The organism is Hymenobacter cavernae, from assembly GCF_014641455.1.
Lineage (GTDB): Bacteria > Bacteroidota > Bacteroidia > Cytophagales > Hymenobacteraceae > Hymenobacter > Hymenobacter cavernae.
Genome location: NZ_BMHT01000008.1, coordinates 157,198 through 170,989, shown reverse-complemented (window position 1 = coordinate 170,989; position 13,792 = coordinate 157,198). Strand labels below are relative to the sequence as shown.

Annotated in this window: 15 protein-coding genes; 12 read left to right on the top strand and 3 right to left on the bottom strand. The window is 57.7% G+C overall.

All coding sequences use genetic code 11. The annotated features are described in order from the left end of the window. Nucleotides 1-150: 150 nt before the first annotated feature. The 3 genes from IEX74_RS20195 (at nucleotide 151) to IEX74_RS20185 (ending at nucleotide 3,096) form a co-directional block, all read left to right on the top strand. A complete protein-coding gene (locus tag IEX74_RS20195; RefSeq protein WP_188815850.1) occupies nucleotides 151-852 on the top strand; it encodes a hypothetical protein in 702 nt (233 codons plus the stop codon). Between the two features lie 118 nt (nucleotides 853-970). After that, the gene (locus tag IEX74_RS20190; RefSeq protein WP_188815849.1) at nucleotides 971-2,059 is read left to right on the top strand and encodes a sensor histidine kinase; all 1,089 of its coding nucleotides are present in this window, start codon (nucleotides 971-973) and stop codon (nucleotides 2,057-2,059) included. Between the two features lie 251 nt (nucleotides 2,060-2,310). Beyond that, nucleotides 2,311-3,096 carry a LytR/AlgR family response regulator transcription factor gene (locus IEX74_RS20185; RefSeq protein WP_188815848.1) on the top strand — a complete coding sequence of 262 codons (786 nt, stop codon included), beginning with the start codon at nucleotides 2,311-2,313 and terminating at the stop codon, nucleotides 3,094-3,096. Nucleotides 3,097-3,103: 7 nt separating this feature from the next. Here IEX74_RS20185 and IEX74_RS20180 read toward each other — a convergent pair whose 3' ends face one another. The 3 genes from IEX74_RS20180 to IEX74_RS20170 all read right to left on the bottom strand — a co-directional run bounded on the left by IEX74_RS20180 (nucleotide 3,104) and on the right by IEX74_RS20170 (nucleotide 5,700). Further along, nucleotides 3,104-3,877 carry a LytR/AlgR family response regulator transcription factor gene (locus IEX74_RS20180; protein ID WP_188815847.1) on the bottom strand — a complete coding sequence of 258 codons (774 nt, stop codon included), beginning with the start codon at nucleotides 3,875-3,877 and terminating at the stop codon, nucleotides 3,104-3,106. A gap of 112 nt (nucleotides 3,878-3,989) precedes the next feature. Next, nucleotides 3,990-5,015, bottom strand: a complete 1,026-nt coding sequence (locus IEX74_RS20175) for a sensor histidine kinase (RefSeq protein WP_188815846.1) — start codon at nucleotides 5,013-5,015, stop codon at nucleotides 3,990-3,992. Between the two features lie 31 nt (nucleotides 5,016-5,046). Next, a complete protein-coding gene (locus tag IEX74_RS20170) occupies nucleotides 5,047-5,700 on the bottom strand; it encodes a hypothetical protein (RefSeq protein ID WP_188815845.1) in 654 nt (217 codons plus the stop codon). A 441-nt stretch (nucleotides 5,701-6,141) separates the two neighbouring features. On the opposite strand from IEX74_RS20170, the gene IEX74_RS20165 reads away from it, so the two are divergent. The 9 genes from IEX74_RS20165 (at nucleotide 6,142) to IEX74_RS20125 (ending at nucleotide 13,792) form a co-directional block, all read left to right on the top strand. Further along, the gene (locus IEX74_RS20165; RefSeq protein ID WP_188815844.1) at nucleotides 6,142-6,729 is read left to right on the top strand and encodes a Pvc16 family protein; all 588 of its coding nucleotides are present in this window, start codon (nucleotides 6,142-6,144) and stop codon (nucleotides 6,727-6,729) included. Nucleotides 6,730-6,734: 5 nt separating this feature from the next. After that, nucleotides 6,735-7,511 (top strand): hypothetical protein, encoded by a 777-nt coding sequence (locus IEX74_RS20160; protein ID WP_188815843.1) that lies wholly within the window; start codon nucleotides 6,735-6,737, stop codon nucleotides 7,509-7,511. Between the two features lie 24 nt (nucleotides 7,512-7,535). Beyond that, a complete protein-coding gene (locus IEX74_RS20155) occupies nucleotides 7,536-9,326 on the top strand; it encodes a phage tail sheath family protein (RefSeq protein WP_188815842.1) in 1,791 nt (596 codons plus the stop codon). Between the two features lie 250 nt (nucleotides 9,327-9,576). Beyond that, nucleotides 9,577-10,011, top strand: coding sequence for a phage tail protein (locus IEX74_RS20150; protein WP_188815841.1), 435 nt, complete (start codon nucleotides 9,577-9,579; stop codon nucleotides 10,009-10,011). A 3-nt stretch (nucleotides 10,012-10,014) separates the two neighbouring features. After that, nucleotides 10,015-10,464 (top strand): phage tail protein, encoded by a 450-nt coding sequence (locus IEX74_RS20145; protein WP_188815840.1) that lies wholly within the window; start codon nucleotides 10,015-10,017, stop codon nucleotides 10,462-10,464. Nucleotides 10,465-10,467: 3 nt separating this feature from the next. Next, the gene (locus tag IEX74_RS20140) at nucleotides 10,468-10,632 is read left to right on the top strand and encodes a DUF5908 family protein (protein ID WP_188815839.1); all 165 of its coding nucleotides are present in this window, start codon (nucleotides 10,468-10,470) and stop codon (nucleotides 10,630-10,632) included. A 208-nt stretch (nucleotides 10,633-10,840) separates the two neighbouring features. After that, on the top strand, nucleotides 10,841-11,557 hold the full coding sequence (locus IEX74_RS20135) for a CIS tube protein (RefSeq protein ID WP_188815838.1): 717 nt from the start codon (nucleotides 10,841-10,843) through the stop codon (nucleotides 11,555-11,557). A 160-nt stretch (nucleotides 11,558-11,717) separates the two neighbouring features. Further along, nucleotides 11,718-13,475, top strand: coding sequence for a type VI secretion system tip protein VgrG (gene vgrG, locus IEX74_RS20130; RefSeq protein WP_188815837.1), 1,758 nt, complete (start codon nucleotides 11,718-11,720; stop codon nucleotides 13,473-13,475). Nucleotides 13,476-13,495: 20 nt separating this feature from the next. Continuing rightward, entirely contained in the window at nucleotides 13,496-13,792 is a 297-nt protein-coding gene (locus IEX74_RS20125) for a PAAR domain-containing protein (protein WP_188815836.1), read from the top strand.

The following is a 13,792-nucleotide window of genomic DNA, read 5'->3' as shown; positions in this document are numbered from 1 at the left end:
TAGGTGCTTGCTTGCAAAGAAGCTAGGTGGCGAAATCAACGGTTCATCCGCCTTATCTGACGCTTCGGTAACTCAAAATTTCAGGGCGCGGCGGTGGGCTGCACCTTTGACTCAACAAAACGCCCTAACAAACCTAACCCGTTGAACGCCATGAAAAAGACCATCTTCCTGCTCGCCCTCGCCGCCGCTTCATTCTCCGCTTCGGCCCAAAAAAACAAAGCTGCTCAGGCAGCCACGACGCAAGTCGCACCCGCTGGCTACAACGATATGCTAGGGCCCACGATTAAAGAGCTGATGAGCACCGGCGACCCAGCCGAGCTAAAGAGCCTGGCTGGCAAAATGGAGCGCGCCGCTACCGTAGCGCCTGCCGATTGGCTGCCCCGCTACTACCAGGCCTATGCGCTGGTAATCAATGTTTTTCAGAGCAAGGAAGACGGCGACGTGAAAGACAAAACCCTCGACCAGGCCGAAGCTGCCCTGGCGCAGGCCCGCAAGCTAGGTGGCGAAGAATCGGAGCTGCTGGTGCTGCAAGCCTACATCTACCAGGCCCGGCTGGGTATTTCGCCCGTGCTGCGTTCTATGAAGTATTCCAGTATGGTAGAGGAAACGGTGGCTCAGGCCAAAAAGCTTAACCCCGCCAATCCGCGCGTGTACCTGGTGGAAGCCAACAACGCCTATTACACGCCCAAGATGTTCGGCGGGGGCGCCGAGGTAGCCAAGCCGTTGTATGAGAACGCCAAAGCTAGGTTTGCCGCCTTCAAACCTAGCAGCAACCTAGCGCCCAACTGGGGCGAGCGGCAGGTGCTAGGTCGGTTGAAAAGCTACGAAACGGCTTCGGCCGGCACAAACTGAAAACATCGAAACGAGGCGGAGCGCACGACCTAGGTCGTGCGCTCCTCTTTGTACTTCCGGCGAGATTGTCGCGGCGTCTAATTCTGGTTAACTTGTCCTTGTTCGTCTATCTAGCGCTATGGCCACGTCTCTATCTGCTCGCGACCGCGCGAACGAATCGACCTCACTTGGGAAGCATTATCCCCAAAATATCAAATGGTGGCGGAAGCTGGCGGGCATGACGCTGTTTGCCTTCGTGCTGACTTTCCTGTTTTGTCCGAAGTGCGGCATTTTCACCGAAGATTTTGTGGTGACGCTTGGCTATACGCTCTGCTACACCTATGGCTTATGGCTGGCGAATGAGTACCCCAATCGTCGGCTCAATCGCAATGCCGACTGGACTAAGAACCCTATCCGTAGTTTCCTGATTACGTTGGGCGCTTCCATGAGTGCCTCTCTGCTTGTCATTTCCTTGGTCAATGTTGCCTTTCTGGCTTTTTACCACCACCGCCCGGTAAGCGCTATTCGTTGGGAGAACTTTATCTTTCCCTTGCTGACTACGGTGGTTGTGTCGCTGTTTATGCACAGCCGCTCGTTTCTGCTAAGCTGGCGCGACGCCGCTATTCGGGCCGAGCGCATGGAGAAAGAATCGGCCGTGGCGCGCCTCGATTCGCTGCGCCGGCAGGTCGATCCTCATTTTCTGTTTAACTCCTTGAATGCCTTGACGTCGCTGGTGGAAGAAGACCCCACTCGCGCCGTGCGCTTCATCAGGCAGCTTTCCCAAGTGTACCGCTACGTGCTTGATAGCCAGGACCACGAAGTTGTGACGCTGGCTGAGGAACTGCGTTTCGCTGAGGCGTATCTGTACTTGCAGCGCACCCGCCTGGGCAACAGCCTGGAGGTGGAGCTGGACCTGCCGCCTACCGACGACCTGGAGAACTTCATGGTGCCGCCACTGGCCTTGCAGCTCTTGCTCGAAAACGCCATCAAGCACAACACGGCGCTGCAAAACCAGCCCTTGCGCATCCGCATCTACCTCGATGAGGCGAGCCATCAGCTTGTCGTAAGCAACACGCTGCGCCCGCGCCGGGTGGCGCCAGAAGAATCGACCGGCCTAGGTCTGAGGAACCTGGAATCGCGCTATGGTTTTCTCACGCAACACCCTGTGTCAGTGAAGAAAACAGACCATGAATTCATCGTGACGCTGCCAGTGCTAGAGTTGGTGTAGCGGAAAAAGCCAGGAATAATCGTCTGTCATCCTGACGAAGGAAGGACCTCCCTCTAAGGAAACCCAAAGCTTAAATCAACTCCTAAGCCCAAACCCACTGAGCAGGTAAAGGAATGGTTAGGCGAGAAGTGAGGGTTTATTGCTTATCAGAGGAAGGTCCTGCGCAAGCTCAGGATGACCGCTAGGTAGCCCTACGGCTTATCTTTACCACCCCTCTCAGACCTAGCTTTTACAAACCTATTTTGCTCCTTATGTCCCTAACGCTACGCGCTCTTATTGTTGAAGATGAACCACTTGCGGCCCGCCGCTTAACTGAGCTATTAAAAAAGCAGGAGTTGCCGGTGGAAGTCGTGGGCACGGCCGAGTCGGTGGCAGCGGCCGAGGCGTTTCTGCAAACGCTGCAACCTAGCCCCGATGTGCTGTTCCTGGATATTCACCTGGCCGATGGGCTGAGCTTCGAGCTGTTTGAGCGCCTGGAAGTGAAATGCCCCGTCATCTTCACCACGGCTTATGATCGTTACGCGCTGCGGGCTTTCAAGGTCAATAGCGTTGATTATCTACTCAAGCCAATTGACTCAGAGGAACTTACAGTGGCACTAGCCAAACTGCGCAGCTTGCGTCTCACGGCCACCGCACCAGCTTTCGATGCCTCATTGCTGGCCGAGGTGCTGCGCCAGGCGCAACCCAGCACCAGCTACAAAACCCGCTTCGTGGTGCGCGTGGGCGAACACCTGAAAGCCATTCCGACGGAGCAGATTGCCTACTTCTTCAGCCTCGAAAAAGCCACGCTGCTCCAGACCAAGGAAAACCGCCGCTACGTGGTGGATTACACCTTGGAGCAGCTCGAAAACCTGCTCGACCCGCGTCACTTCTTTCGCCTGAACCGCGCCTACCTAGCCCACGCCGACGCCATCCAGGACATTATCCACTACACCAACAGCCGCCTCCAAACCGTGCTGCGCCCCGTCAGCTCCGACGAAGCCGTACTCGTCAGCCGCGAGCGGGTGGCGGCCTTCAAAGCGTGGCTGGATCGGTGAACAGTAACTACCCTTCCAGCCAGCTTTTCAGCGCGTTGGCTTTCTCCCGACTCACCACCACTTCCTCACTGGGCGCCGGAGCCAGGTCTAGCTTGAGCTTGCCGTTGAAGTAGGGATGCAGACGTTGCACGGCTTGTAAGTGAGCGATAAACTGTCGGTTTAATCGAAAAAATTGCTGCGGGTCGAGCAACTTTTCGAGCTGCTCCAAGGTGTAATCCACCACGTAGCGGCGGCCGTCGGTGGCGGTTAGGGTTGTCACTTCGTTGCGGCTCTGACACCAAGCAATCTGCGAGGCGAGCAGGGGCAGAAGCTGCTCGCCGCTGCGCACCAGAAACCTAGCTTTATAGGCTTGATTCGGTCTGGGCAGGCTCTCGATTAGCCGTTCGAGCCGCTGGGCCGAATCGTCGGGAGCCGGAGCAGCCGGCGTGCGCCACTGGCGCAGTTTGGTGAGGGCCGTTTGCAATTCGGCTAGCTTCACCGGCTTCAGCAAATAGTCGACACTATTGGCCTTGAACGCTTGAATGGCATAGGCATCATAGGCCGTAGTGAAGATAACGGGGCTGCTAACGATGGCTTGCTCAAACACTTCCAGGCTCAAGCCATCGGCCAACTGAATATCCGAGAGAATAAGGTCGGGAGCAGGGTGTGCGGCGAGCCAGGTTAGGGTGCTGCTCACGCTGTCGAGCACGGCCACTACCTCAGCATCGGGGGCGGCTTGCTGAAGCAGGCGTTGCAGGCGCTCGGCGGCGGGGTATTCGTCTTCTAGCAGCAGGACGGTCATGGGGAAGTGATGGAGTTAAGCAGCAGAAGATTGTAGAGTAATAGAGAGACAGTTGTCGGTCAGTTAAGCACGAGCACTAAAATCCGGAAAAACTGCTCAGTTCCTCAGCCATTCACCCATTCTTTAAGAGGGGCAGGCGCACCCGAAACCAGCCTTCGTCCTTGCTGACTTCCACCGGTTGCGGCACTTGCAGCAGCTCGTAGCGGTGAATGACGTTTTGCAGGCCGATGCCCGTGCTTGAACCTAACCCCGCCGTGCGCGGACGCAATACGTTCTCCACCACCAAAAATGGCCCACTTGGCTCGTAACGGATAGCCAGGTGCAGCGGATGCTCCCGTGACGCCACGTTGTGCTTCAGGGCATTTTCGACCAGCAGCTGCACGCTCAAGGGCGCTACGTGCTGCGAAAGGGCTTCCGGGGGCACTTCCTGCTCCACCTGCAGGTTTTCCCGAAACCTGGCTTTTTGCAGGGCCACGTACGTCGCCACAAAAGCTAGCTCTTCGGATAGCGGCACGGTGGCTTTGTCGCGGCTGAGCAGCACGTAGCGGTACACGTCGGAGAGCTGCTCCACAAACTCCTGGGCGGGCGTGTTGTGCTCGTCGATCAGAGCCGAGAGCGTGTTGAGACTATTGAAGAGAAAGTGCGGATCGAGCTGACTTTGCAAGGCCTCCAACTGGCTCTGGACCCCGGCGCGGGTGAGCTGCTCGGTGCGCCGCACATTCTGCTCCCATTGCTGAAAAAAATACACGGCCTCGTAGACCGTGAGCACCACAACGGTAGGAATCAGGTTGAAGGTAGAAGCGCGCAGATTATCGGGCCAAAAAGCGGTGAAATACCTAGGTAGCAGCATCTGCAAAGGCAGGCGCAGCAGCATCGTGGCTAGGCTGGTAAAGAGCACCGACAACGCGGCTAGTACCCAGAGACGTTTGGCCGTTTGCTCTACATGCGGAAAACGGCTAAGAACCCACGCCCACAGCGTCCGGTTGCCGACCCACAGGAAAAAGGTGAAATACAGCGAGATACTCCAGTCAATAAGAAGCCATAGCGGCGACAGTGAGCCAAGCGCAGGCAGCGTGAACAGCGTGATAAGCAAGCTCAAGACGGGAATACCAATGAGGCGAAGACGACGGTCCTGCATGAAAGAGGGCTAAAGAAGCTGAAAGCCACGGCTAAGCTAAGAGCCTGACCAGGTGTCGTCGTTTGCGATACGCAGAAAACATGAAGGCCAAGGCTAGGCCCGAACACAGCAGCGAGGGCATAAACTGGCTATACGGCTTGTAGGCGGCCAGCACCGTACCTGTGAAGGCCGACAACAGCGCCGCGTAGGCGCTGGTCATCTTCCAAATGTGCTCGTAGAGCCAGGCGCCGCGCCGCCATTGCTGCTGCCAGCTAAAGCGGCTTAGGTCATAAATAGTCATGGTAATTAAGGTTCCCAAAGTGCTGTACATGACTACCGGTGACCACACCAGCTGAATGTGCGGCAACAACGCCAGAAAAGCGAGCCCACCCAACAGGAATACGCCCGAAAATAAGCCATCAGACAGCGTGGGGCCGGTGCTGCGGGTGCGTAGCGCACGAAAGCCGGAATAGGCCTGGTACACGCTTAGCAGCACAATCACGGTCAGAAAAGGCCGGAAGTTGAACACCGCCAGCCCCAGCACCGCCGTGGCGAGCACCACCGTCGTCAGCCCTATAAACCAGCGCCCAAAGCGTTGGTGCGCGGTGTTGCCTTTGGCCGTCAGGAGCGGCACCAGGCCGACCAGAAGCGCCAGCGTACCGAACAGCACATGTACTCCGATATTGAGGCGATGCAGGGTTTCCACGGGGCAGGGTTTGGCGTGTTCCTATTGTCAGGGCAAAATGACCTAGGTTTTGGAAGAGGGCACTTTAGCAAAGAAAATGGCCTTGTTACGAATCAAATTTCGGAAGGTAAAGCTCCTGGAACTACAGCAATTGGGGTGAAGCAGCAAGGCTAGCCGGCGAACCAGCCGGAGCGGAGGGGTGAGCCGAAGTTACAGCCGCCAATGATCATGCGCCGCGGTTTGCGCCAGCGTTGGCGGCACTAGGCCAGTCAGCTTGCAAGAGGGCCGTAGAAGCGCGAAACGCGGCTTCTGTCTATCGCAGTAAATCGAAGAGTATCACATGATTATGTGATTGTGCTGGGTAGAGGCTTGCTGTACTTTAGTCATACTATTCTTAGTGTGATACCTAGGTCGGCTGGTTGCCGGGTGAAGGGATACGGTCGATAGCTCAATTACAAACCGATGATCTACGAGGCATTAGCGATGATTTGCGCCGAGCTAAGAGCCTACGTCAAGGCCTTCGATGCAACGGCGAATGTAGACCTAGGTAGCATCTGCGCGCCCGGCGCCACCACCGATGCGCTGTTGCTGAGCCTCGTGAACGTGGAAGAGGAAAGCGCGCTAAAAAATAGCAGCCCGTACGTGCGCAACGCCACCGGCAGCTTCGATCTGGTAAACCCGCCGGTGTTCCTGAATCTGTTTGTGCTGATTGGCACCAGCTTCACTGACAATAGCACCTACGCCACAGCGCTGAAACGGCTGGCGTGGGCGGTGCAGTGCTTTCAGCGCAAAAAGGAGCTGAGCGTAGCCAATACGCCCACCGACAGTCTGCCGGACGAAGCGCTGCGGCTGCGTTTGTCGCTGGATTTGTACTCGCTTTCGTTTGAAAAAATCAACCAACTGTGGGGCACGCTCGGCGGCAAGCAGGTGCCGTTCGTGGTGTACAAGGTGCGGGTGGTGGAAGAGCAGGCCGAAAGCCAGTTTGGCAGCGGCGCGGCCATCACCACGATTGAGGGGCGAACCGAGATTATCAACCCCACCCTAAACTGACGGTTATGGCCATGCAACGCTTTGTGACGGGCTACGAAACGCTGTGCAGGGTACAGGTGATGCACCGCTACTTCCTGAACTTCGGCGCTACGCCTTTCGACCTAGCTAGCCCCACGCCCGCGCAGCAGAAAACCCTGGCCTTGGTGCGGGGCGACTACGATATCAGCAAGTTCTGGCGCATCGTGCCCGATGCGGCCACGCAGCTAGCCATGCGCAATGGCTGGATGGTGTTCAAAAACCTGCCCGACGGCTTTCGGGTGGGAATAATGGCGGCGGCTCATCAGTCCGTTGTGCCTTTGGCCGAGGGCCTTACGTTGATATTTGCCATTTACCAGGCTGACGCTTACTTCCCCCTGTACACCGACCTCGACCGCGCGGTGCTGGATGGCCTTGCCAAGCAAAACAGCGTGTTCCGTTGGCGCAACGTGCCGGGCAGCCTGCGCCTGAACGCCGACGAAACCATTCGGCCCGCCGACTTGGAGGCGCGACCCCCAACCACCGACCTAGGTAGCGGCCGCCCCATTGGCTTCATCGAGATTCAGCACCGGCCCGCCGACGGCAACAGCTTGCTGGATGAAGATGGGCACGTGCAAGACCTAACCTTCGAGGTGATTTTGCGCAACCGCTCCACGCAGTGGGAATACCGCGCCACCAACCTAGGTCAGTTTCCGCTGGTGCACTACGGGCGCATTGGCGTTGCCGCCGATTCCAAGCCCTTGCCTAATCCGACCCCCGCCACCACCACCGACCGGGGTACTCAGTTTGTCTCTACTATTTATTGACGCCTTCTAATCCCTTTCAAGCGTATGGCCAGCACCCTAAACCTAGCCTCCGTTAAGACGCCCGGCGTTTACATCGACGAGGTGTCGTTATTTCCGCCCTCGGTGGCGCAGGTCGAAACCGCCATTCCGGTGTTTATCGGCCCTACGCAAGACCACGTGAAGGATGGCCAGAGCATTCGCAACGTGCCCACGCGCATCAAGTCGATGGTCGAGTACCGACGCTACTTCGGCGGCAGCCCTGACCGGCAGGTGACGGTGCGGCTCGATGCTTTGAACAGCGTAAGCTCGGTCAACTTCGCCACGAGCCTCTATCTGCACGACAGCCTGATGATGTTCTTCGGCAACGGCGGGGAGAAGTGCTACATCATGTCGTTGGGCAAGTACACCGACGTGCTAACCCAAACGGAGTACATCAACGCCTTCGAGACACTCAAGAAGTTCGACGAGCCCACGCTCATCGTGCTGCCCGACGCGCTCAACCTGACGGCGGCCGGTGCGGTAGCCACGGTGCAGCAAGCCGCCATCGACCACTGCCAGTACATGCAGGATCGGTTTGCGGTGCTCGACGTGAAGGTGGCTGACCCAACGAAGATCGATCGGAACGACACCGACATTGACAACTTCCGCAACGGCGTTTCTAGTCACCTCAATTACGCTGCGGCCTACTATCCGTATCTGCGCACCTCGTTGCCGCTGACCATCAGCTTTGCCAACCTGACCATTAAAACCGGTCCTGACCCTGGCACGACCAAAACGCTCGATGAATTGCTGGACCCTGGCGCGGCCAAAGACCTAGCTACCGCCGCCAAGAACATCGTGACCGACCTAGGTGCCGTGACAGGTTTGTTGCCGGACATAACTGATTATCAAGCCGCCGCCAGTAAAGACGACAAGAAAACCTACCTGCTCGGTTTGCTGACGGCCTTCACCGGCGCCGCTGCCTTTACTGACCCGACAAACCAAACCGATTTCAACAACTATATCAAAGAAAGCGCCCCAGCTACCTCCGATGGTCTGAAGCTGACCGCCCTGCGTGATGCTACCAACGCCCTGCAAACCAGCAGCGGCAGCGAGTCGCCACAAGCCGCTTTCGACAAAACCTTTGAGCAGATCAGTACCTACATCAGCGGCTTTCTGACCAAAGTGCAGGCTAGGTTGCAAGCCAAGGAAGTAGAGATGAAATCGACGATTCCGCTGTACTCGGCCATGACCGCCGCAGCCGAAGCCATGGGCATCGTGCTGCCGCCAAGCGGCGCGGTGGTCGGCGCCTACGCCCGTACCGACAACGACCGGGGCGTGTGGAAAGCGCCCGCCAACGTGGGCCTCAACTACGTGCTAGGTCCCACCGTCCTGCTCACCGACAGCGAACAGGAAGACCTCAACGTGGACACCAACGCGGGCAAATCCATCAACGCCATTCGAGCCTTCACGGGCAAAGGCACGTTAATTTGGGGAGCCCGGACCCTCGCCGGCTCCAACAACGAATGGCGCTACGTGCCGGTGCGCCGCTTCTTCATCATGGTAGAAGAATCGGTGAAAAAAGCCTCCGCGCAGTTCGTGTTCGAGCCCAACGACGCCAACACCTGGGTGAAGATTCGGGCGATGATTGAGAACTTCCTAACGCTGCAATGGCGAGCTGGTGCCTTGGCCGGTATCAAAGCCGAGCACGCGTTTTTCGTGCGCGTCGGCCTAGGTCAAACCATGACTGCCCAAGACGTCCTCAACGGCTTCATGATCGTGGAAATCGGCATGGCCGTGGTGCGCCCCGCGGAGTTCATTATCCTGCGCTTCTCGCATAAAATGCAGGAGTCGTAGGAGCGTTCAGGCGGGGGCGCCTCACCCCCCGGCCCCCTCTCCGAAAAGGAGAGGGGGAGCCGAGAGGCAATGAGCAATGGACAATGTAGAATGAACAATTGATCATTGTTCACTGCTCATTGCAAATTGTCTAGCGTCTGGCTCCCCTCTCCTTTTTGGAGAGGGGCCGGGGGGTGAGGCGCCCCAGCAGAACGTCATAACTTTCATACCATCAGCCACTCACCAGCTCACTATTTCACCAACTCACCACATGGCAAGCTATCCATTACCGAAATTCCACTTTCAGGTGGAGTGGGGCGGCTCCAAGGTCAGCTTCACGGAAGTGACCGGGCTGAACGTCGAAACGGATGTGATTGAGTACCGCGACGGTGCCTCGCCGGAGTTCCACAAGATCAAGATGCCGGGCTTGCAGAAGTTTCCCAACGTGACGCTCAAGCGCGGCACCTTCCGCAGCGACAACGAATTCTTTAAGTGGTGGAACACGGTGGCGCTCAACACCATCGAACGCCGCGACCTGACCATCAGTCTGCTCAATGAGCGCCACGAGCCAGTAGTGGTTTGGAAGATCAAGCAGGCGTGGCCGTCCAAAGTCATGTCGGGCGATCTGAAGGCCGACGCCAACGAGGTGCTGATTGAAAGCATTGAGCTGGTGCACGAAGGTCTCAGCATCCAGAACGGCGACTAGCCTATGACTGGCCTGGTATATCCCCCAACTGGCTTTCACTTTCTGGTCGGTTTTGAGCTGTTTCCGCAGACGGTGCAAGATGTTCGCTTTCAGGAAGTGAGCGGCCTGAACGTGGAAATGCAGATGGAAAGCGTGAAAGAAGGCGGCGAAAACCGCTTTGAGCACCAGCTGCCGGTGCGTTCCAAGTACGCCGACCTCGTGCTGAAACGCGGCCTGCTGATCGGCTCGGGCGTGTACCAGTGGGCCAAAAACGCCTTCGAGGACTTCACCTTCCAGCCCGTGAACCTGATTGTCTCGCTCCTGAATGAGCAGCACGCGCCTTTGCTCTCGTGGCATGTGGTGCACGCGCTACCTAAGAAGTGGGACGTGTCGGCTTTCAACGCCGAGCAAAACACCATTGCCATCGAAACGCTCACACTTACCTACCGCTACTACAACACCATCAGAATCTGAAACATGCCTATTGTAATCAAGGAGTTAGTTATCACGGCGGTCGTTGATGGTAACGCGGATCAGCAAGCCACTTCGGCCGCCACGTCATCACCTGAAGCCCAGCAACAGATCATTCAAGCCTGCGTGGAGCAAGTGCTAGCTATTCTGGAAGAGAAGAAAGAGCGGTAAGACCTAGCAATACCTCGTGTCTCCTCTCTTGAACGTCATGCTAAGCCTGTCGAAGCATCTCTCCCGCTTCGTTGCAGTCGTCAGCACGCGAGATTTCTTCCGCTGATCGAAATGACGTTTAGTTGAAGTGGGAGAGATGCTTCGCTAGGCGGACGCCAGATGAGGCATGACAAACGGCCTTTTTGATAACCTGATTCACTAACCTCCCATGCTCGGCGAACTGAAAAAGATGACCCTGACGGGCTACCAGAACGACCGGTTCGACCAGCCGACGGGGGACGTGTACACGGCCGTTGTCAACCCAGAGACCTACACGCTCAACTACGAGATTCAGAGCAATCAGGAGCAGGCCAGCGGCACGAGCGCCAACCAACCGGCCTTCAACCGCATTGCGCCGCGCAAGCTGGAGTTTGAGTTTCTGTTCGATTCGACCGGCGCTTTGCAGCAAACGGGGCTAGCCCTGCCGCTCAGCGTAGGCACGAACCAAGGCGTGTGGGACCAGGTCGAGCAGTTCAAGAAGACGGTGTTCTATTACAACGGCAGCACGCACCAGCCGCCGTTCGTGATTCTGGAGTGGGGCAAGCTGCGCTTCAAGTGCAAGCTCGAAAAGGTGAGCGTCACCTATAAGCTGTTCAAGCCCGACGGCACGCCCATCCGGGCCGTGGCCAAAGCTAGCTTCGTCGAGACCACCAACGACGACCTGCGCGTGGCCCAGGAAAACGCCCGTTCCCCCGACCTAACCCACGTGCGCACCGTGCAAGCCGGCGACAATCTGCCGCTACTGTGCCACCGCATCTACGGCGACGCTACGCTGTACGGCGAGGTAGCTAGGGTCAACCACCTCATCAACTTCCGCACCCTCACGGTTGGTCAGCAGCTCTTTTTCCCACCAATTGAAAAGACGGTGAATAGTAAGTCAAAATAAAAGAACGGTCATGCTGAGCTTGTCGAAGCATCTCTACCGCTTCGTTGAGCTAGCATTAGAAATTACCACTGCACGCGAGATGCTTCGACAAGCTCAGCATGACAGCCTGATTATTCCCTACTTCTAGTTCACTCAGCCACTTCATCATTCAGCCACCCACATGCCCGAAAACCCGCGTACGCCTGACACCCCCGCCTCGCGCGACCTGCCCACCTTCACCGTGAAGGTTGAGGGCCAGGCCTTGGCGCGGGCTTATCAGGTGTTGGCGGTGCGGGTGCAGAAGGAAGCCAACCGTATCCCGACGGCGCATCTGGTGCTGAAAGATGGCAGCGCGGCCGCGGGCACGTTTCCGGCCAGCAACGCGGACCTGTTTGTGCCGGGCCGCAAGGTGGAAGTGTGGGCCGGCTATCACGAGAAAGAGCAGCTGATCTTCAAAGGCTTGGTTATCAAGCACGCCATTGAAGCCCGCACGACTGGCACCACCCGCCTGAACGTGACCTGCAAGGATGCTTTCGTGAAAACGACCCTAGCTCCCAAGCGCCGCTACTTCTTGGATAAGAAGGATAGCGAAGTAGCCGAGCAGATTGTGGAGGAGTACAGCGGCCTGACGCTGGATGCCACAGCCACCACCCCGAAGCACGAAGAACTGCTGCAATACGACGCCACCGACTGGGATTTCCTGGTGATGCGCGCCGAAGCCAACGGCATGCTGTGCCTGGTAGACGATGGCAAGCTGACCATCACCAAGCCCAAGCTAGATCAAGCGCCTGTCACCAAGCTGCAATTCGGTGCCACGGTGCTCGACTTCGACGCCGAAATCGACGCTCGCAACCAACTCAGTGGCCTCACCACAACGACCTGGGACTACAGCGAATCAGAGATGGCGAAAGCCGAAGCTGCCGAACCTAGCTTCAAGCAGCAAGGCAACCTCTCGACCGACGACCTAGCCGAGGCGCTCGGCACCAAGCTCACCCTGCAACACGGTGGCTACTTGCCAACTGGGGAACTGCAAGCCTGGGCCGATGCGACGCTGCTGAAACGGCGGCTAGCCAAAATCCGGGGACGCATCCGCTTCTACGGCAACGCCGACGTGAAGCCAGGCACGGTCATCAACCTAGCTGGCATGGGCGAGCGGTTCAACGGTGATGCCTACGTGACGGGTGTAAACCATCGTTTGGATAACGGCAACTGGACCACAGATGCGCAGTTTGGGCTCAACCCGCAGCCATTTGCGGCGGAAATAAACGTGAGTGCGCCCCCGGCTGGCGGCCTGCTGCCATCTATAGCCGGACTGCAAATTGGGGTGGTGACGGCGCTGGAAGGCGACGCGGCCGGGGAGGAGCGCATTGCGGTGCGGCTGCCGGTGCTTGATGCGGCGGGCAGTGGCAGTCGGGCTCGCGTGCTGAGCGTGGATGCCGGTAACCAGCGCGGCTTCTACTTCCGCCCAGAAGTGGGCGACGAGGTTGTGGTCGGTTTTCTCAACAACGATCCGCGGGAAGCCGTGGTGCTAGGTGGTTTGCACAGCAGCCACAATCCGATTCCTTCGCCCTTTAAAACCGCCGATGCGAATCCGAAGAAAGGCTACGTGTCGCGCAGCAAGCTGCAAGTGGTGTTCGACGACGAGAAAAAGAGCCTGACGCTGGAAACGCCGGCCGGTAACCTCTTCAAGCTAGATGATGAGGCGAAGAGTATTACGGTCCAAGATCAGCACGGCAATAAGATCGTGCTGAGCGACGCCGGCATTACGCTGGAAAGCATTAAAGACGTGATTATCAAAGCCGCAACGGATGTGAAAGTAACTGGCGTGAACGTGACGCACACGGCCCAAACCCAATTCAAAGCCAGCGGCTCGGGCACCGCCGAAGTGAGCAGCAGCGGCAACACGACGATAAAAGGGGCTATGGTTCAGATCAACTAACCTATTCAAGATCAACTACTATGGGACAGCTAGCCGCCCGCGCCAGTGATATGCATGTTTGCCCGATGGTAAATCCAGGCGGCGCACCCCACGTGGGTGGCCCGGTGCTGCCACCGGGCGCGACTAACGTGCTGATCGGAGGCATGCCCGCGGCCCGTGTCGGCGACCTGGTTACCTGCTCGGGTCCGCCAGATAGCATCATCAAAGGCTCGGCGACGGTCATGATTGGCGGTGCGCCGGCCGCCCGCCTCGGCGACACGACGGCGCATGGCGGAAGTATCGTAATCGGTTGTCCTACTGTGCTAATCGGCGGATGA